The following is a 20,583-nucleotide window of genomic DNA, read 5'->3' as shown; positions in this document are numbered from 1 at the left end:
ACGGACATCCGGCGGCACCGGTCGCCTGAATCGGGACCGGACGGGCCGCCGAATGCCGGTTTCCAACCTTACCGACGTCATCCGCCATGCCGATTTCCGCGACCGACCTGATTCGCCAGTTCGACCTGCAGCCGCATCCCGAAGGCGGCTATTTCCGTGAAACCTACCGCGCGATCGATTCGGTCGTGCGCCCGGCCGATGGCGCGCGACGTGCCGCATCGACCGCGATCTACTATCTGCTGTGCGACGGCGCGTATTCGTCGTGGCATCGCATCCGCTCCGACGAGGTCTGGCATTTCTATGCGGGCGACCCGATCGAAGTGTGGGTACTCGATGCGCGCGACGGGCTGACGATCCACCGGCTCGGCAACCCCCTCACGCATCCCGGCACCGTGTTCCAGGCGGTCGTGCCGGCGGGAAGCTGGTTCGGCGCGCGCTGTGCATCGCCCGAGCATGTCGCGCTCGTCGGCTGCACGGTGGCGCCGGGGTTCGAGTTCGCGGAATTCGAGCTGGCGGATGCGGCCGCGCTGGCGGCCGAGTTTCCCGACTACGCGGAACACGTCGCGCAGCTCGCGCCGCGCTCGGACGCGTGACTGTCACGGCCGCGTCACGCCGGGCGCAAAGCCCGTGCCGATGGTCGGTGTTCCGCGCGAGCGCGGCCAAACCCGTTTAGAATGCGCAGGATGCACCGGTCGGTCGCGGACATGCCGCGGCGGCCGTTGCGCCGCCGTACCGACGGCCCTGTCGCGCGGCCCGCATGTCTTCCAGGAGCGCCGCCGTGTGGCACTTTCCGATTGCTATTCCATCGTCGCTCGGCCCGTGGGCCGTCTTCGCGAGCGTGTTGATCACGCAGCTCGGCGTGCCGGTGCCGGCCGTGCCGATGCTGATTCTCGGCGGCACGATGGCGGCGATGGGGCAGGCGTCCTGGGCCAGCATGTTCGCGGCGGCGATCGGGGCGACGATGCTGGCCGATTCGCTGTGGTTCTTCATGGGCCGCACACGCGGCCGGCGCCTGCTGAATGGCCTCGTGCGCTTCTCGCTGTCGCTCGACACGACGCTGCGCTTCGCCCGTAACGTATTCGAAAGGTACGGCGCGCCGCTGCTCGTGCTGTCGAAATTCCTGCCGGGTCTCGGCCTCGTGTCGGCGCCGCTGCTCGGCACGACCGCGATCGGCATTGGCGTGTTCCTGTTCTGGGATCTGGCCGGCGCGTCGCTGTGGGCGGCGTTCTGGCTGATCGGCGGCGCGGCCATTCACGACCAGATCGTCCAGTTCGTGCTGTGGGTACGCGCGAGCGGCGGCACGATCCTCGACGCGTTCCTCGCGATCTTCATCACGTTCCTGCTGTACCGCTGGGTGCGCCGCGTGCAGTTCCGCCGCTATCTCGCGCAGGTACGCATCTCGCCGCCGCAGCTCGTCGAGATGATGACGTCCGACGAACCGCCGCTGATCTTCGATGCGCGGCCGAAAGCGATTCGCGAACGCGAGCCGTACCGGATTGCCGGCGCGCTGCCGGTCGATCTCGATTCCCCTGACCTGCTCGACCCGGAACTGCTGAAGCGGCCGATCGTCGTCTATTGCGTGTGCCCGAACGAGGCCACGGCCAAGCGTCTGATCGCGAAGATGCAGCGCAAGAAGATGATCCACAACATCCGGGCGCTGAAGGGCGGCCTCGATGCGTGGGAAAAGCACGGTTATCCGGTCGAGCCGCTGCCGGCCGATCTGGATTCGTCGCGGTACTTCGTGCGGCCCGATCACGGTGGGCTGGAAGGCGAATATACGGTGCGGGCGACGTTGTCGAAGTGATGCAACCGGCATTGCTGGTTTCGGCGCTCGAGAGCGCATATTTTTCCCATCTTGGTTTATACATTTTCGACAAGCGAGTTTCGCGACACTATCGCCGCTTATCTCGCGATCGGTCGGCCAACAATATCATGAGCATCCGGCCGCGATCGGACGATTGGCACAGTGTCTAAAGCCACGTCGAGCCTATCCCAATAAAATCTCATCCCACCTCAGAATTAACAATCTGAAAACATTATAAAAATATTAATTCTTCGGAATTTTTTAAAATCTCCGGCTCCGGAGCAGGGAACGCCGATGCTCCTCGTATCGCGTTAATCTTTTCTGACAGTGTGCGGTGATTGCTTCTGCTAGCATCGCGCAGTGGATAAGAGGAGACCCATTGCGAGCGCCGTCTCGCAATCGCGACATGCATGAGAGGCGTTGTCGCTCTGACTATCCGTTGCAAGCGCGTTCAAGACCACACAGCGAATTACGTTCGGTCCTATCGACGCTGAATTCAAATAAGACTGCAAGCAGGGGCGCAGTGCGCGTCAACGAAGAATGAACAAGAAATGCTATCGGGTTGTGTTCAATCGCGCGCGGGGCGCGATGATGGTCGTTCGGGAAAACGGTAGTTCACCGCATGCAGCCGGGAATTCCAAAGGCGTGAGTGCGCCATCGCGCTTGCGTATCGTTTGGCAGCCGATCGCGATGGCTGCTGCATTGCTGTTCGGTGTGCCGTTATTCAGCTTCGCGCAAATCGCGCCGACTCCGGGCACGAGGACTCATGTAATTCAGACGCAGAGCGGCATCCCGCAGGTGAATATTGCCGCACCGTCAGGCGCTGGCGTGTCGGTGAACACGTACAACCAGTTCGACGTACAAAAGCCGGGCGCGATCCTGAACAACTCGCCGACGATCGTCAACACGCAGCAGGCGGGGATGATCAACGGCAACCCGAATTTCGGTGCGGGCCAGTCTGCGCGGATCATCGTCAACCAGGTCAACAGCAATGCGCCGTCGCAACTGCGAGGTTACGTCGAGGTTGCGGGCAATCGCGCCGAAGTGATCTTGTCGAACAGTGCCGGTATTCAGGTTGACGGCGGCGGATTCATCAATACGTCGAGAGCCGTTCTCACCACTGGCACGCCGTATTACGGCGCCGATGGATCGCTGGGTGGATTCAACGTGTCGCGCGGCCTGATTTCCGTCAGCGGTGCTGGCCTGAATGCATCGAATGTCGATCAGGTCGACTTGATTTCGCGTGCAGTGCAGGCCAATGCAGCCATTTACGCAAAGAATCTGAACGTCGTTGCAGGTGCGAACCAAGTCAACCACGACACGCTGGCGGCGACACCGATCGCTGGCGACGGTGCCGCACCCGCTATCGCGATCGACGTGAGCCAACTCGGCGGCATGTACGCGAACAGGGTCTTTCTCGTATCGAACGAGAACGGCGTCGGTGTCGCGAACGCCGGGACGATCGCGGCACAAGCGGGCGACCTGACGCTGCAATCCAACGGGCAGCTCGTACTCACGGGCAAGACGACCGCGAGCGGAAATCTGACGGCAACCGCAAATAGCGTTCAAAACAGCGGCACGACGTATGCGCAACAGAGTGCAAACGTTTCAACAGCCGGTACGTTGTCGAACAGCGGCACGCTCGCCGCACAGCAAAATACGACGGTCAGCGCAGGCAGTATCAATTCGACCGGGACGCTCGGCGCGGGTGTAAATAGCGATGAATCCGTCGGTAAAAGCGGCGATCTGAATCTGTCGAGCACCGGCCAATTGACTGCGACCGGGCAGAACGTTGCAGGTGGGAGCGCATCGATTTCAGGTGCTGCGGTGAGCCTCACGGGTAGCCAGACGGCCGCGAACGGTAACGTGTCGCTGAACGCCAGCGCCGGGGACCTGAACCTCTCGAATTCGACAACGAGTGCGCAGGGCGCTCTCAATGCGAACGCGGCGGGTGCGTTGATCAACGATCACGGCACGCTGTCGAGCCAAGGTAACGCAACGTTGACCGCAGGCGGCATTTCGAATCAAAGCGGCAAGATCTCGGCGCAAGGTCCGCTGAACGTGCAGTCGAACGGCGCGATCGCGAATCAGGGCGGCACACTGGTTTCCGAAAACGCAATGCAGGTGCGCGGCGGTGCAATCGCGAACAACCAGGGCACGATCCAGAGCGCGGCCGGAATGAATATTTCGGGAAGCTCGTTGGACAACAGCGCAGGTCGCGTGACGTCGCTGAATTCGGACGGGCTGTCCATTGCCACGACGGGGCAACTGACGAATGCAGCCGGTACGACCGCACTCGGTGCCCAAGGCGGTGTCATCGGCGGCAACGGCGGCGTGGCGATTCAATCGGGCAGCGTCGTCAACCACGGCACGGTCAGTGCGCAAACGAATCTGAATGTCGACACGCAATCGCTCGACAACGGCAGCGGTACGTTGTCGGCTGCGCAAAACGCAGTGATCAATGCGGGTACGCAGTTGACGAACGGTTCGGGCAGCATCACGGCCGGACAATCCGCGACCATGAATGCCGCGACGCTGAGCAACGATGCGGGTTCGGTACAGGCAGCGCAGTTGTCGCTCGCGGCGACGAATTTATCGAACCACGGCGGCACCATTACACAAACCGGGACCGGCGCAATGAATGTCGCCGTCTCGAACACACTCGATAATTCAAGCAACGGCGTTATTCAGACCAACAGCACCGACCTGAACCTGACGCCCGCGACGCTGATCAACGACCACGGGAAAATCACTCACGCCGGAAGCGGTGCGCTGTCGATTTCGACCGGCGCATTGTCGAACCAAGGCGGCACGATCGCGACCAACGGTGCATTGAGCCTGAAAGCGGCGACCGTATCGAATAGCGCAGGTACGCTGGCCGCGCAGCGACAGGCAGCGCTCGACGTGCAGTCGCTCGATAACCATGCGGGCGGCTACGTCGGCGCGGACAGCATTACGTTGAAGGCTCAAGGCGCTGTCGACAACCGTGCGGGCACGCTCGAAGCGAACAACGGCGTTTCAGTGACGGCCGACAGTCTCGCCAATGATGGCGGTTCGCTCAAAAACGTAGGCACGAGCGCGCTGTCGGTTACGACGACAAATGCGCTGACGAATACGGCGGGCGGCACCATTGGCGGCAACGGGGACGTCTCAGTGTCGGCAGGCAGCGTCGATAATTCCGGTGGCTCCGTGCTGGCTGGACAAGCGCTTTCGGTGCAGTCGAACGGTGCGATCGCGAATGCAGCCGGTCTTGTTCAGGCGAACGGGAATTTGTCGCTGCGAGCACAGGGCGCGATCAACAACAACGCAGGGCAAATCGAAGCGAACGGCACGAATTCGACGCTCGCGCTGTCGGGGAGCAACGTCGACAACAGCGACGGGCGTATCGCGAATATCGGCAACGGTGCAACGACGATCGACGGCGGCGCGTCGATCACGAACACGAACGCGTCCGGCAAAGCGGGGGCGGGCACGATCGGCGGCAATGGCGATGTTACGCTGACCGCCCAAATGCTCACGAATGCACAAGGCGGTCAGACGCTTTCCGGCCACGATCTGACGTTGAACGTTGCGAATAACGTAAGTAATGCGAGTGGTGTACTGTCCGCCGCGAACAACCTCAAGCTGAACGCGGTAAACGCTGCGTTGTCGAATCAGGCCGGATCGATCCGTGCAAACGGCGTGCTGTCATTGAACACGGCATCGATCGACAACACGTCCGGCAAAATCGGCAACGACGCAGGCAGCGGCGGCAGTATTTCAATCCAGACCGGCACGTTTTCCAACCAGAACGGCGTTATCGGCAGCGATCAGGACCTGACGTTGACCGCGAGCGCGTTGAGCGGTGACGGATCGATCGTAGCAGGCCGAAACGGTACGGTGACGCTCGGGAGCGACTACACGCAAACCACGGCGAACAAGTTGCACGCAAACGGCGACCTCACGTTTTCCACGTCGGGCAAGCTGACAAACCAAGGCGTGCTGGACGCCAACGGCGCGCTGACGGTGAATGCCGCGAACGTTGAAAACCAAGCGGGCGCCGATCTGAATTCCAGCACGACGACCGTCAACGCGAACGGCGGCACGATCGATAACGCAGGTCGCATCGAAGGCGATACGGTCGCGACCAACAGCGCGACGCTGAACAACACCGCCACGATCATCGGGCGCGAAGTCACCACCAATGCGAGCACGATCACCAATACCGGTGCGGCGGCGGTGATCGCCGCAGCCGAAAGGGTGAATTTGTACGCGACCAACCAGTTTTCAAACACGGGCGGCGCGAATGTCTTCAGCGTTGGCGACATCAATATCGCCGCGAACGGTCAGCGCGATGCGAACGGGTTTCTCGCGAACCGTACGCAAAATGTCTTGAACGATCAGTCCACGATCGAAGCCCAAGGCAGCATCGAACTCGCGGCTGGCACATTCACGAACACGCGTCCGGCTCCGGTGGTGACCACTGAAACCACGAGCACGACGAGCAAGCACGAAACGAAGCGTCAGAAGTACATCGTGTGCGCGACGATGAATGCGGACCCGAACGGCGGGTGCTCGCAGGCAATGTGGGTGAACGGCTATAAGACGCCGCTCACCTCGACCTATAGCCCTTCGCAGGTTGTTTCGGAAACGTCCGGACCTAGCGCGACTGACAAGGTGTTGGTCGTGAACGTGAACGGCAAGCAGCAGACGATTTACTACAACACGCTGACGACCAACGCGGACGGTACGGTTACGGTCAACTATTGGGATGCGTACGATCCGCACGTCAACTACGTTCCGGATACGGAATACACGACGCGCAGCGATGGCCACAACGGTTATCAGCGTGTCGAAATCTGGCGCGACACGACGACCACGGTTCAGCAGGACAAGATCGCAAGCCAGGCGCAGCAAGCGCAACTCGTAGCTGGTAACAACATCGTGATGAAGAACGTCGGCACGATCAACAACGAATACAGCTCGATTGCGGCGGGCGGCGCGATCAAGATCGGCGATTCGGATGTATCCGGTAGTGCAGGCTCAGGCAGCTACGGCGGTACGGTCGTGAACAACGTCGGGCGGACGCTGTATCAGTATCAGACCGACAACATCGTATCGATGTACGCGTGGAACGAGGATACGACGCAGGATCGCGGCACGATCGTTCAGCCTTCGAAGGTGTATACACCGGTTGCCATCGGCGGCACGGGTGGCACGATCATCGCCAACCAGTCGGTGATCATCGACGCGAAGGATGTCAACAACCAGAACGTTGCCGCGCAGAATTCTTCTACTGGTGCAACCGGTGGCACGCTTGGAAACAATTCGGCCAATGGGGGCGTATCCGGTGGCAAGTTGACGCCGGTTGGGGCCGCAGGCGGCTCGTCGACACCGGTTGGCGCACAGCAATCGGTCGCGAATGCGTCGGGCGCACTGCCGATCACGTTGCCGACAAGCGGTCTTTATTCGATTCACGACGCCCCGGGCCAGCCGTATCTGATCGTGACCGATCCGCGCCTGACGAGCTATACGAACTTCATTTCGAGCGACTACATGCTCGGCCAGTTGAACCTGAACCCGGCGAGCATCGAAAAGCGCCTGGGTGACGGGATGTACGAGCAGCAGATGGTGCGCAATCAGATCACGCAACTGACGGGCCGCACGTTCTTGCCGGGCTACGCGAGTGCCGAGGATGAATATCGCGCGCTGATGACGAACGGGGCGAACTACGCAAAAGAGTTCGGCCTGGTGCCGGGGATGGCGCTGACGGCCGCGCAGATGGACGCGCTGACGAGCGATATCGTATGGCTGGTCGATCAGACGGTAACGTTGCCGAACGGCAGCACGACGCACGTGCTGGCGCCTGTCGTCTACATGGCGCAGACGCATGCGAACGATCTGCAACCGACTGGCGCGTTGATCGCGGCGGACGATGTGGAAATTCATGCGACGGGTAGCGCAACGAATTCCGGCGTGATCAAGGGTGGGACGAAAACGGTCATTACCGCCACCGATATCCTGAATCGTGGCGGTACGATTTCGAGCAGCGGCAAGAACGGCACAACGGTCGTGTCGGCAAGCAATGATGTGGTGAATGCGTCGGGGATGATCACCGGCAATCGGGTCGCAGTGTCAGCCGGTCACGATATCGTCAATACAACGTTGGTCGATACGGTTGGCGCAACCGGCACGTCGGGCGCAAGCAAGGTCAGCACGAGTCTGATCGGCCAGCAAGGCACGATCGCGGCAACGGGTGATCTGTCCGTTCAGGCCGCACGCGATTTGACCATTCACGGCGCGAATTTGTCGGCGGGCGGTGACGCACTGGTGACGGCAGGTCGGGATATCAACGTCGATACGGTCCAGTCCACGACGAACCAATCGATGTATCTGAATGATCAGCATCATTGGGAAGAATCCACGACGAAGAACGTGACGAGCGGCATCACCTCAGGCGGAAGCTTGGGGATGCAAAGCGGCAACGACATGACGCTGAAGGGCGCGACTGTATCCGCCGGAAAAGACTTGTCCGCACTTGCAGGCGGGAATTTGACGGCAACGACGGTCACGGATACCGCGAAGCTCGACAATGTGGCGGCGGACAGCAAGACGCGGAAGGAAGTCGATCACAACTACGACGAGCACGCTGTTGGCACGCAATTCACGGCAGGCGGCAATGCGGCGCTCGGCGCGGCGAGCGCCGATGTGTCGAAAGGCAACGTCACGCTGACAGGTTCGTCGCTGACGGCGGGCATGACGAACGGTGTTGAGAACGGCACCGGCGCGGCGAACATCGTTGCAACGGGCAACGTCACGGTGAACGAGGCCCGCGAGGAACACGACAAGTACCAGTCGGTGCAGGTCCAACGCGGCAGCTTCGTCAGCAGCACGAAAACCGATTCGATGCAGAATACGCAGGCGAATGTCGGCGTCGGAAGCACCGTGTCGGGTAATACGGTCAACATTCAGTCAGGCCGTGACCTGACCGTTCAAGGTAGCACGGTCGTCGGGACGAACGATGTCAATCTCTCGGCGGCGAACAACGTCAATATCACCACGTCCAAGGATACGGTCACGCAGGACAGCTACTATCACGAAACGCATTCGGGTATTGGAACCAGCGGCTTGAGCGTGAGTATCGGCACGCAAACGAAGAAAGATACGGATCATGCTTCGTCCGTCACGAACAACGCGAGCACGGTGGGCTCGCTCAATGGCGATCTGACTATCAAGGCTGGCGATACGTTGCACGTGACAGGTAGCGACTTGATCGCCCGGAATAATTTGGCCGGCGTAGCGTCGAATGTTGTGATCGATTCGGCAACCGATACCAGCAACAGGACCCATAGCGAGACAACCAGTAGCAGTGGCGTCACGCTCGGCTTGTCGGGTAGCATTGGCGATGCGATCAACGGCGCTTACCAACAAGCGCAGGCAGCGAAGAGCGGAAGCGGCGACGGTCGGGCGACGGCCCTGCATGCGATTGCAGCGGCAGGTAATGCAGCAATGGGTGTGGCCGGTTTGACAGGCGGTGCGCTTGCGGGCGGCGGTACACCGAGCATCGGCGTTCAAGTCAGCGTCGGGTCGAGTCATAGCAGACTCGATACGTCGGAGAACCAGACTACGCAACGCGGATCGAGCGTCAGCGCTGGCGGCACTACATCGCTGATTGCGACCGGCAACGGCGCGCCTGGTAGCGGCAATATCACGGTGGCCGGTTCGAACGTTTCCGGCAACGATGTGCTGTTGGCCGCGAAGAATCAGATTGACGTGCAGAACACGACGAACACCGATTCGACGCGCAGTTCGAATTCGTCATCAAGCGCGAGTGTCGGCGTGTCGATCGGCACGAACGGTATCGGGGTGTCGGCCGCCATGTCGCGCGCGCATGGTGACGGCAACAGCGATGCGGTGATGCAGAACAACTCGCACGTGACCGGTGCGAATAGCGTGACGCTTGTTAGCGGTGGTGATACGAATGTAATCGGCTCGACTGTATCGGGCCGCACCGTCACTGCGGACGTGGGCGGCAATCTGAACATGCGCAGCGTGCAGGACACGACCGTCAGTAGCGCGCATCAAAGTAGCGCGGGCGGCGGCATCAGCGTCAGCACGATGGGGGGGAGTGCCAGCTTCAGTTCGTCGCACGGAAACGCGAACGGCAATTACGCGGCCGTGAACGAACAGGCCGGGATTCAGGCAGGTGAGGGCGGGTTCAATGTAAACGTCAAGGGCAATACGGACCTGACGGGCGCGGCGATCGCCAGCACAGCCGATCCGTCGAAAAACACGCTGACGACTGGTACGCTGACCTATCGGGATATCGAAAACCATTCGACCTACAACGCGGATAGCAGCGGTTTTAGCGCGGGCGCAGGCGTTGGTGTCACCGGGAAGTCGATCGGACCGGGATCGGTCAGCGGCGCGGGTGGCGTGACGCCGATGATTTCGCAGTCGGATAGTGGTAGTGAAAACGCGACCACACGAAGCGGCGTGAGCGTGGGCACGATCGATATCACCAACCCGGCGGGCCAGACGCAAGACGTGGCAAACCTGAACCGCGACACGTCGAACCTGAACGGAACGGTATCGAAAACACCGGACGTGCAGAATCTGCTGGATAAGCAAGCCGATACGATGAACGCTGCGCAAGCTGCAGGACAGGTCGTCGCGCAAGGCATCGGCGCTTACGCGGATATGAAGCAGAAGGAAGCCCAACACGCTGCCGATGCGGCCAAGCTGGCAGGCGATACGACGGCGCAAGCCGCCTATCAAGCCGAAGCGGATTCTTGGGACGAAGGCGGAACTAACCGACTTTATCTGCACATAGCAGGCGGTGCGCTGATCGGTGGCTTGGGTGGCGGCGGAGTCGGGAGCGCGGCGCAGGGTGCAGCTGGAGCAGGACTGGCAGCATTGCTGGCCGATCAGACGAAGCAGGCCGCAAATGCGGTGGCCGGTGCGACGGATTCGACCCTTGCCGGGAAGGTGTCAGGGAACTTGCTCATTGGTGCGTTGGGCGGGCTGGTCGGAGGGACAGCGGGCGCGGCTACTGCTTCGAACGTGAACCTGTACAACCAGTGGAGCCACACGGATACGGACACGCTTGAAGAGGTCAGTGGGCAAGGCACGCCCCGGAGGAAAACGACAGCGCTCGATTTGATATTTCAGGGCATCGCGAACGGGCTGAACGCGATTAGTGGGTTTGGTGGCGGTAAGCCGCCTACGGCAAGTCCGGGGCTGGTGTTGGCGGGAGAGGCAGGGGCAGGTGGGCAACTCGTTAAGCCGGGTGTTGCGGGGTATGGACCGGATACGGCTACACTGGCAAAAAATGGGCAGTCGTCGGGTGCTAACGATTCCAACACTCCAATGTTGGGCGCTGACGGTGCGCAGTTTCCTAGCAAGACCATTTGGAAGGGCGATGGCAAGGAGCGAATCGACGTGGAAAATCCGAATCCGGGTCAACGTCCGGGCCAAATACACTATCAGGATAATCAGGGAAATAAGTATCTGTACGATCCGAATACGAACTCGTTCCCGGGTGCGCCGAACTCAGTTAACAAGATGCTAAATAATTCTAGCTTCTATTCCGCAATTCAAAAGGGACTCAGCAAATACCTTGGGGGTAAATGATGAAAATTAATCATGCCATGAAGAGGGCGTTGAGCGAGGTTCAGTTGAATTGTCCGTTAAATCCACCACTAAAGAGCATCGCAGATAACGGATTCTGCTTTACTGAGGGATGTTACTTCCTTCGTAGCCTACTGGGATCAACGAACGCGACGCGAGGGAGTTTTGCCGATTGCACTGGCTATGAATGCTTCGTTAATTCTTTGCATGTTGAAGACTACGATTCGGCGGCGCCACTTTCACAGGCTGTCCTGCTCGTGAAAGAAGTATTTGCGGTATGGCGTGTAATGCAACGAACATTGAAACTCGTCGCCATCATAAGCGCCGACGAATTTAGTGTTGTTACAAAATTTCATCTCCAGCGACCCGGAGAGCAATGGTTAAGCGATAACATCGATGGTTATGATGATCCAGTTATGTCGATTAATTCAGACGAAGATGTTATTTCTCAAATAGTAACGCTTCGATGAGCTGATATGCTACGTGATGTGATGGTGAACAGTTACGTCGATTTCTGGTGACATGTGCAAGCATCGGTAGAATTCGAGCAAACAGGAAGGCGCGAGAGTGATGCGGAATCAATTGATTGAGCGGTCCGTCAATCTGCTTTTGAGCAATAATCCAGATGCATTGGGCGTAGCTCTGCGCGGATTTTTACGAGTTTGAAACATGCATTTTTGATTAATTGCATACCAGATCAGGCTGAAGATATTTATTGGGCATTGATTGGCCCGATGAGTATCGCGCAGGTCGATATTATAAGGGGCGAAGATGCGAAGTTTTATTCGCCAAAGTTACAAATGGTTGAGCTTGCCATATATCAAAATAATCGGCACTCACGGGAGGTTCGGGGGAAGCTAGCTATAGCGCTAGAGTTGATTAAGTCCTTGCCGTGATTTGGATCCCGCGCCTGTCAATCGAGCCGCTCCGGCTCAGACTAACGTTAAACGCGATCGACAGTCGCAGCAGCAACACGATACAGCCGAAGGCATGGCCGCTCTTCATGTTGCTGTCGGATGGGCTAGGTGGGCGAACTCCCTGGGAAGGAGTCGAGAGGAGTGAGGTATTTGAGGGAGAGTGGGAAATTGGGCGAAAAATGATGAATATATGTAGTAAGGCGCCTCATTTAAGTTGAATCACAAGAAATGCGAGAGACCAAAAAACTTCCGCTCGTCGTTGATCTGGACGGCACGTTGACGGTTTCGGATACCTTGATGGAATCCGTGATCCGTGTCGTCAAGCGAAAGCCAGCAAACCTACTGCGCCTGCCTTTCTGGCTCGCGGGCGGTCGCGCCGCCTTCAAGGCCAAGGTCGCGGAGCATGCCGATTTGCGAGCGGAAACGCTTCCGTACCGCGAACCGCTAATCGACTACCTCACCCGTGAACGCGAGAACGGTCGAAAAATCGTCCTCGCAACTGCCGCACATTGTTCGATCGCTGAGCGTGTGAGCACGCATCTTGGCCTGTTCGATCGTGTCATCGCCACCAGTGGCGACACGAATCTCAAGGGAGGGGCGAAGCTGGCCTGCATTCGCGAGCAGATCGGCGACGACTTCGTGTATGCGGGCGACAGCAAAGCTGACTTGCCGGTTTGGGCGGGCGCGAGAGGTGCCGTACTTGCTGGCGTTTCCTCTGATGTCGCCGCAGATGTCCGCGGCCACGTCCCCATCGAACACGAGTTCACGAATGTGCGTCCAACGTTCTTGACGTGGTGCAGGGCCCTGCGTGTCCACCAATGGCTAAAGAACCTGCTGCTGTTCGTCCCGCTGCTGACAGCCTTTGCATTTCTTGACGTCGACAAAGTCGGCGTGCTTGCACTGGCGTTCTTGTCAATGTCGCTTGGCGCGTCGGCAACCTACATCTGCAACGATCTTTGGGATCTGGACAGTGATCGCAGACATCCAAGAAAGCGCAATCGTCCGTTTGCGAGCGGGGTGTTGTCGATCGGTCAAGGCATCGCGTGCGCAGCGGTACTGCTGACATTGGCGTTTGCATTGGCGTCGGCGGTGTCGGCCGAATTTACCGGCATGTTCGCGCTCTATCTGCTCCTGACGACCGCGTACAGTTGGCGCTTGAAGTCAGTCGTGCTACTCGATGTGGTCGTTCTGTCATTGCTGTACACGTACCGAATCGTCGCAGGGGCAGTTGCAGCGGAAATTCTGGTGAGTCGATGGCTCCTTGCGTTTTCCGTGTTTGCTTTTCTCAGCCTCGCGCTCGTGAAACGTTGCTCCGAGTTGGTGTTCTTGCGCCAGAATGACAAAAGCGCAACGGCCGGTCGGGATTATCGAGTAAGTGACCTCGAAGTCCTTTGGCCGTTCGGCATCGGTGCTTCCCTGGCTGCGGTGGTCGTGTTTGGTCTGTTCATCAACGCCCTGGAAACGGTAGCTCGTTACACGGTTCCGCACCTTCTCTGGTTCGTGCAGATCGGGTTGATCTATCTGTTCGGTCGTCTATGGATCGCAACAGTACGGGGTGCGATGCACGACGATCCGATCGTCCATATTCTCGAGAATCGCGGTAGCTTCAGCATGCTTTGCATCATGGTGGTGATCGTGCTGGCCGCTCACTTCTTGCCAGCTCCGTGAGCGGCACAGTTCCTATGACAGAAAAAAACCAAAACCGCGTGCTGGCGTTCTGCCGCTTCGCCATCGTCTATGTGCTGCTGTTCGTATGCGCGGGAAACATCACCAACAGCATGTTGCTGAAGTGGGGTTTTCGCGACGACCAGAAAGGGGATTTCGCAACCAGCTACAGCCTCGTCGGCATGATGAACGGCGAGGCACCAAAGCCGTATGTCTATCGCTCGTCGTTCCCGCGAGCCGCAAAATGGGTAGCCGAGCGGCTTGGACAGGAAAAGCAGGAAAAGCTTTTCAAATCGATCAAACGACATGATTCGCTGCACAACGCCTATTTCACCAGTGTGCCGGACGAATATTGGACACCGATCGTGGCACTCGTCTATCACCTGACGTACATCGCGATCGTGTTGTCGACGCTGTTCGCGCTGTTGCTGGTCTACAAGCTGGCCAGACTACACGGCCTGAACTTCGGGCAATCCGTTGGCTTTCTGGCGGCGTTCGGCTTCGTCTATCCGCTCACGTTTCAGCAGGGCGGTTACTACTATGACTTTTTCGAACTGCTCGGCGTACTCGGTGCCTGCTATTTCCTGTTGAAGAAGCGGATGCTGGCGTGTACGTTGATGGTTTCCATCTTCTCCCTGAACAAGGAAACGTTCTTCCTTGTTCCGCTCGCGCTATTTTTCCTACACGAGCGTGACGTTCCGGTATTGAAACGAGTCGGTTGGCTGGTGCTGCAGCTTGTGATCTGCGTGGGCACGCGCCATTTCATCATGAGCGGCTACGACGCGAATGCAGGTGGTTTCGTCGAATTTCACGTCTGGGATAACGTGAAATTCTGGCTTAATCCCTTGTCTTACCTGTCGTTCTACAACCTGATCGGCAAGGGCATCTTTACGCCAAGTCTCGAAAATCCGCTGATGCTTGTACCGCTTGCGGTGTTCTTCGGCTCGGCGTGGCGCGCGACGCCACATCGATACCGTATCTATTTTTTTGCGGCATTCCTGCCGGTGCTGGTGTTGTTCTTCTTTTTCGGCTACCGCGATGAGGCACGAAACTTTTCGGTCGTCTTTCCCGCCATCGTGCTGATCGCGCTCCATGGCGCGAATCGATTCAATATGATTTTTGATGGAAAAACGGGCGCATCCGATGGCATCCGCACAAACACCGGGCCGCGGCCGGATGTGGCGGTCGTGACGGAGGCCGCGCGGTGAACTGGCTGATCGTCGTCGCAAGTGGCTTTTTCGGTGGTCTCGCGAGCATATTGCTCCGAGTTGCGGCTATCAAGGGAATCGCACTGGGTGAGTCGAGCGTGTTGCCATGGATCGCCCGCGGGGCAGCCATAGGCGCCTACGGAGTCGGGTTCCTCCTTTACGCAATCGCGCTGCGCAAAACAACGCTAGGCGTTGCGTATCCGGCGATGGTGGCGATTTCCATGCTCGTTGTGTTGTCGTTCACGGCGTTACACGAACACCTGCTGCGGCCGATGCAGGTCGTCGGCGCTGTCGTCATCCTGATTGGGGTCTGGATGGTCACGCGGTACGCGTAATCGAGAGAATCAAATACATGAAGAAGAAAATCCGGGGGGGGAGCCTTGTCGCGGGGTCGTTGCTTATCGCATCGACCTGTGCGATGGCACAGTCGGTACAGCCGCTTGGTAACGAACAACAGGCTCGTCAGCAGGAGGAAGCGCGCGAGCGTGAACGAATCGTTTCCGCGCCGGGAGTTCGTTCGAGTGTCGCGGCGAGTGCTGGCTATCCACATCTTCCGACCGAAACACCGTGCTTCCGCATTGATCGTTTCACGGTCGACGTTCCCGATTCACTGCCGGACGGCGTGAAAGCGCAGGGTGCGTCCGTACTGCCCATGGATCGCTTCGCGTTCGCGCGTGAATGGCTTGAGCATTACACGGGGCAGTGCGTTGGCAAGCAAGGGCTTGATGTGCTCATCAAGGCGCTGTCGCAAGACATTTTGTCGCGCGGGTACATCACGACGCGCGTGCTGCTCCCCGAACAGGATTTGTCGTCCGGTACGTTGAAAGTCTCGCTGATTCCCGGCGTGATCCGACACGTGCGCTTCGCCGATGAAAAACTGCGTGGCACATGGAAAACCGCATTCCCGACGCGCGACGGCGAACTGTTGAACCTGCGCGACCTCGAGCAAGGTCTGGAGCAGATGAAGCGCGTACAGAGTCAAGACGTATCGATGCAGATCGTTCCGGGCGATGTACCGGGCGAAAGCGATGTCGTGCTCGATGTGAAGCGTGGCAAACCGTGGACTGTGGTGGCGTCGATCGACAACTCCGGCACGCGCGCGACCGGGAAGCTACAGGGCAACCTGTCGATCGGCATCGACAACCCACTCGGGCTAAACGACATCTTCAACGTCGGCGTGAGCCAGGACCTTGAACTTGGCGACAAGCGCCTTGGTTCGCACGGCTGGAACGGCTTCTACTCGATTCCGTGGGGTTACTGGACCGCGACGTTATCGGCCTACACGAACACGTACTACCAGCAGATCGCCGGCGTTAATCAGACATTCGTTGCAAGCGGCAATTCGAAGACGATCGATTTCAAGCTTGCTCGAGTGCTTGCCCGTAGCCAGAACGACGTATTCGGCGGCTATGTCCGCTTGTCCCGTCGCTTCGGTCAGAGCTTCATCGAAGATACGGAAATCTCGCAGCAGCGGCGCAACAACACGTTCGTTGAATTCGGCCTGACCGACCGTCACTACTTCGACGGCGCGCAGTTCGACGGCACGCTGGCGTACCGACAGGGCGTCGGGGGTTTGGGCGCGCAGGACGACATTCTTGCTGCCGGCGGCGGTCCGACTTACCGCTTCAAGATGGCGGTACTCGACGCGAACCTGTCGGTGCCTTTTGCGATCGCGAAGCAGCCGTTCCGATACGTGACGAGCATCCACGGCCAATATACCGGGAACTCGCTGTACTACATCGATGACTTGACGATCGGCAGTCGCTACACGGTTCGCGGTTTCGACGGCGAAACGATGCTGGCGGCGGCACGCGGTTTCTACTGGCGCAACGAACTGCAGATGCCGATCGGACAAACCGGACAGGCGATTTATGCAGGATTGGACTACGGTCGCGTTTGGGGGCCGCAGCCGGTTGCGTTGGTCGGTACGCAGTTGGCCGGGGCGGTAATTGGCATCAAAGGCAGCGTAGCGACACGTTTCGGCGGCTACGGTTACGACCTGTTCGCCGGTACGCCGGTCTACAAGCCGTCTGGATTTCCGACCGCACGCGTGACGGTCGGATTTCAGGTGACGGCCCAATTTTGACCGGAATCGTGACGCCCGTCGCGATCTCGTGTTGTATTTCGCATAGTCGGCAATCGCGAAGTCCCGACAGCAATCGAAGCAGGAAAACAGGGAACTGACCGGCTTCCGCGGCTAAGCGAGCCATCCAGCACGGTCGCATACAATGGCCCGTGTCCTTCAGGCACCTGACCGAACGGCCGACGGTCGGCGACCTGCGACGACCTCTGTCGGTGCGCATGTCCGACGCGGCCGAAGCTGGTGGCGTCGCAGTCGCTCCCATATATCGGCGTCTGAAGATCAGAACGCGCGCGCCATCCCGCGCATTTCAATCCACAACCACTTTCACCCGCCGCGATTTTCCCCAAAATCGCCTGGCGTGAAACCGCCGATCCTCCCTATAATCCCGCCTGCATATTGCGTGTGCTTGATTGCACACATTCGACGCGCGTTCGTTCGCACCGAAGGCGATGGATCCCGTTACGGCTCGTCACGCGCACAGCCGCGTCACGCGGGCCGCCCGGGTGTATTCCGTGAAAGGCCATATCCGTTTTCCAGGTGGCGCAGGGAAATACGGATAATCCACGACAATTCCAACCGAATTGACGCGGTATCCGTGTCGTTTCTCATTCGGAAATCGACAACGGGGATTATTTCGTTTTCGGCTGCCGAAATCGGCATGAACGGTCGCGCATTGTCATCGACACAATGACGGCGGCCCGCTCGCGGCTGCCAGGAGACGAATTTGAAACAACCAGAAGACCAGCTGCACCGCGGGCTGGAAGAACGGCACATCAACCTGATGGCGCTCGGTGCGACGATCGGCGTCGGCCTGCTCCTCGGCTCGGCCACCGCGATCCGCACGGCCGGCCCGGCCATCCTGCTGACCTATCTGCTCGGCGGCCTCGCGATCTTCCTGATCATGCGCGCGCTCGGCGAAATGGCGATCACCAACCCGGTCGCCGGCGCCTTCAGCCGCTATGCGCGCGACTACCTCGGCCCGTTCGCCGGTTACCTGACCGGCTGGACCTACTGGTTCGTGTGGATCGTCACCTGCATGGCGGAAATCACGGCGGTCGGCGTCTACATGCACATGTGGGTCCCGGGCGTGCCGAACTGGATCTGGGCGCTCGCGGCGTTGCTGGCGATGGGCTCGGTGAACTTCATCGCGGTCAAACTGTATGGCGAATTCGAATTCTGGTTCGCGCTGATCAAGATCGTCACGATCGTGCTGATGATCATCGGCGGCGGCTTGATGATCGCGTTCGGCATCGGCAACGGCGGTATCGCGACCGGCATCTCGAATCTGTGGTCGCACGGCGGATTCATGCCGAATGGAATCCATGGCGTGATCGCCGCGCTGCCGATCGTGATGTTCGCGTATCTCGGCGTGGAGATGCTCGGCCTCACGGCCGGCGAGGCGCGCAACCCGGAGAAGTCGCTGACGAAAGCCGTGAATTCGGTGTTCTGGCGCGTGCTGATTTTCTACATCGGCGCGCTGTTCGTGATCATGTCGCTCTATCCATGGGACCAGATCGGCACGCAGGGCAGCCCGTTCGTGATGACGTTCTCGCGGCTCGGCATTCCCGCCGCCGCCGGCATCATCAACTTCGTCGTGCTGACCGCGGCGCTGTCGTCGTGCAACAGCGGCCTGTTCAGCACCGCGCGGATGCTCTATAACCTCGCGCAGCAGGGCCAGGCGCCGGCCGCCCTCGGTCGCGTGAACCGCAGCGGCGTGCCCGTGTACGGTGTGGCCGTGTCGGTCGCGCTGCTGCTGATCGGCGTGTTGCTCAACTATCTCGCGCCGCAGCACGTGTTCACGTGGCTCACGTCGGTGTCGACGTTCGGCGCGATCTGGACGTGGTGCGTGATCCTGATCGCGCAAATGCGTTTTCGTCGCACGCTGTCGGCCGACAGGATCGCGCGCCTGCCGATCCGCGTGCCGTTCTATCCGCTCGGTTCGTTCGTCGCGCTCGGCTTTCTCGCGCTGGTCGTCGTGCTGATGGCGCTCACGCCCGACACGCGCGTCGCGCTCGTGATCGGGCCGGTGTGGATCGTGCTGCTCGGCATCGCGTACGCGCTGTTCCATGCGAACCGTCCGGCCGAGTCGATGCCGACGAAGTCGTAAGCCGCGCGGGGAGGATGCCGCGCGACCGTTCGCGATCATTGATCGCGATCATGCACGCGCGGGCCGGACGGCCTATGCTGAACGAACGCATTGCTTGTCCGCGCTTCGCGTGGCACCGCGCCGGTCCCCGCGACCGCGGCGGCAGTCCGGCCGCCGCGTGCCGCTACCGCGCGAAGCGCCCGTCGTCGTTCAGCGACGACGTGCACGCACGGAGGCCTTCGCCATGCAGCCTGCCCAGCCCATCCCGACGCTCGCTCGGATCGCACTGGCCGTCGATTCGACGCCCGAATCGTTGACCGCCGCGCGTTACGTGCGCACGCTGCTGCGTCCCGGCATGCGATTGCGCATCATTTGCGCGGTCGACAATCCGCGTCTCGTGCTGCCCGACATTCCGCGCATCGACGCGCTACTGACGTCCGCGCGCGAGGACATGATGCGCGAAGCGCAGGCTACCGGCGAGCGGATCGCGGCGCTGTTCGACGACAGCGACATCGAAGTCGAACTGGCGGTCATCGATACGTCGGTCACGGGCGGCTCGGTAGCGGACGCGCTGGTGAACGATACGTCGACGTGGCATGCGGACGTGCTGGTGATCGGCGCGAATCCGCATCACGGGCTGTTGCGGCTCGTCGAAGGCGCGATGTCGGACATGCTGACGAAACGCGCGCGCTGCGCGCTGCTGATCGTGCCGGGCACCTATGGACGGCCGTCGGACGGCACGCTGCAGCGGCTGATGTTCGCGGTCGACGGCAGCGAGCCGTCGCTGCACGCGGTGCGCGTCGGCCTCGGCTTCGCGGCGCCGACGACGTTGCTGTATGCGGCGTACGTGATCGATCGCGCGGTTCGTCTGACGGATGTCGTGCCGGTACGCGCGCTCGAGGATGCGTACCGCGCGGAGGGCGAGGATGCGCTCGCGAAGGTCGGCCCGCTGTTCCATGCGACGGGCAATCCAACCAAGCGCGCCATCGTCGAAACGCGTCCGACCAGCGACGACGTGGCCCATGCGCTGATGCGCGATGCCGTGCACTGGCGGGCGGAGCTGCTGGTGGTCGGCACGCATGGCCGTCGCGGCATCGCCGCGTGGCTGATCGGCAGCGTCGCGCGGCGGGTCGCGCATCTCGCGGAAGTGCCCGTGCTGCTGGTGCGCGGCGCGGACTGAGTCGCGCATCGTGGCGGTGGAAGCGGTTCTG

10 protein-coding genes are annotated in these 20,583 nt (G+C 60.1%); all 10 read left to right on the top strand.

From position 1 onward, the window contains the following. Positions 1 to 86 precede the first annotated feature (86 nt). The 10 genes from LGM42_RS02260 to LGM42_RS02215 all read left to right on the top strand — a co-directional run bounded on the left by LGM42_RS02260 (position 87) and on the right by LGM42_RS02215 (position 20,552). On the top strand, positions 87 to 593 hold the full coding sequence (locus tag LGM42_RS02260; protein ID WP_226231455.1) for a cupin domain-containing protein: 507 nt from the start codon (positions 87 to 89) through the stop codon (positions 591 to 593). A 185-nt stretch (positions 594 to 778) separates the two neighbouring features. Further along, positions 779 to 1,804, top strand: coding sequence for a DedA family protein/thiosulfate sulfurtransferase GlpE (locus LGM42_RS02255; protein WP_060968924.1), 1,026 nt, complete (start codon positions 779 to 781; stop codon positions 1,802 to 1,804). A gap of 540 nt (positions 1,805 to 2,344) precedes the next feature. Then, complete coding sequence (locus LGM42_RS02250) at positions 2,345 to 11,416, top strand: hemagglutinin repeat-containing protein (RefSeq protein ID WP_226231454.1); 9,072 nt, start codon at positions 2,345 to 2,347, stop codon at positions 11,414 to 11,416. 29 nt (positions 11,417 to 11,445) lie between these two features. After that, positions 11,446 to 11,883 (top strand): hypothetical protein, encoded by a 438-nt coding sequence (locus LGM42_RS02245; RefSeq protein WP_226231453.1) that lies wholly within the window; start codon positions 11,446 to 11,448, stop codon positions 11,881 to 11,883. 675 nt (positions 11,884 to 12,558) lie between these two features. Next, a complete protein-coding gene (locus LGM42_RS02240) occupies positions 12,559 to 13,998 on the top strand; it encodes a UbiA family prenyltransferase (RefSeq protein WP_226231452.1) in 1,440 nt (479 codons plus the stop codon). A 14-nt stretch (positions 13,999 to 14,012) separates the two neighbouring features. After that, complete coding sequence (locus LGM42_RS02235; protein WP_226231451.1) at positions 14,013 to 15,203, top strand: hypothetical protein; 1,191 nt, start codon at positions 14,013 to 14,015, stop codon at positions 15,201 to 15,203. Next, positions 15,200 to 15,538: a small multidrug resistance protein gene (locus tag LGM42_RS02230; protein WP_124859007.1), complete on the top strand. Its 339-nt coding sequence runs from the start codon at positions 15,200 to 15,202 to the stop codon at positions 15,536 to 15,538. Before LGM42_RS02235 ends, LGM42_RS02230 begins: the two co-directional genes overlap by 4 nt. Positions 15,539 to 15,621: 83 nt before the next feature. Further along, positions 15,622 to 17,289 (top strand): ShlB/FhaC/HecB family hemolysin secretion/activation protein, encoded by a 1,668-nt coding sequence (locus LGM42_RS02225; protein ID WP_185716477.1) that lies wholly within the window; start codon positions 15,622 to 15,624, stop codon positions 17,287 to 17,289. A 721-nt stretch (positions 17,290 to 18,010) separates the two neighbouring features. After that, the gene (locus LGM42_RS02220; RefSeq protein WP_226231450.1) at positions 18,011 to 19,393 is read left to right on the top strand and encodes an amino acid permease; all 1,383 of its coding nucleotides are present in this window, start codon (positions 18,011 to 18,013) and stop codon (positions 19,391 to 19,393) included. Between the two features lie 223 nt (positions 19,394 to 19,616). Further along, positions 19,617 to 20,552: a universal stress protein gene (locus LGM42_RS02215; protein ID WP_060310965.1), complete on the top strand. Its 936-nt coding sequence runs from the start codon at positions 19,617 to 19,619 to the stop codon at positions 20,550 to 20,552. Positions 20,553 to 20,583 lie beyond the last annotated feature (31 nt).

It is taken from the genome of Burkholderia sp. AU39826 (genome assembly GCF_020419965.1).
Lineage (GTDB): Bacteria > Pseudomonadota > Gammaproteobacteria > Burkholderiales > Burkholderiaceae > Burkholderia > Burkholderia semiarida.
The sequence above is the reverse complement of the archived record's forward strand: the minus strand, read 5'-3'. Positions and strand labels throughout refer to the sequence as shown.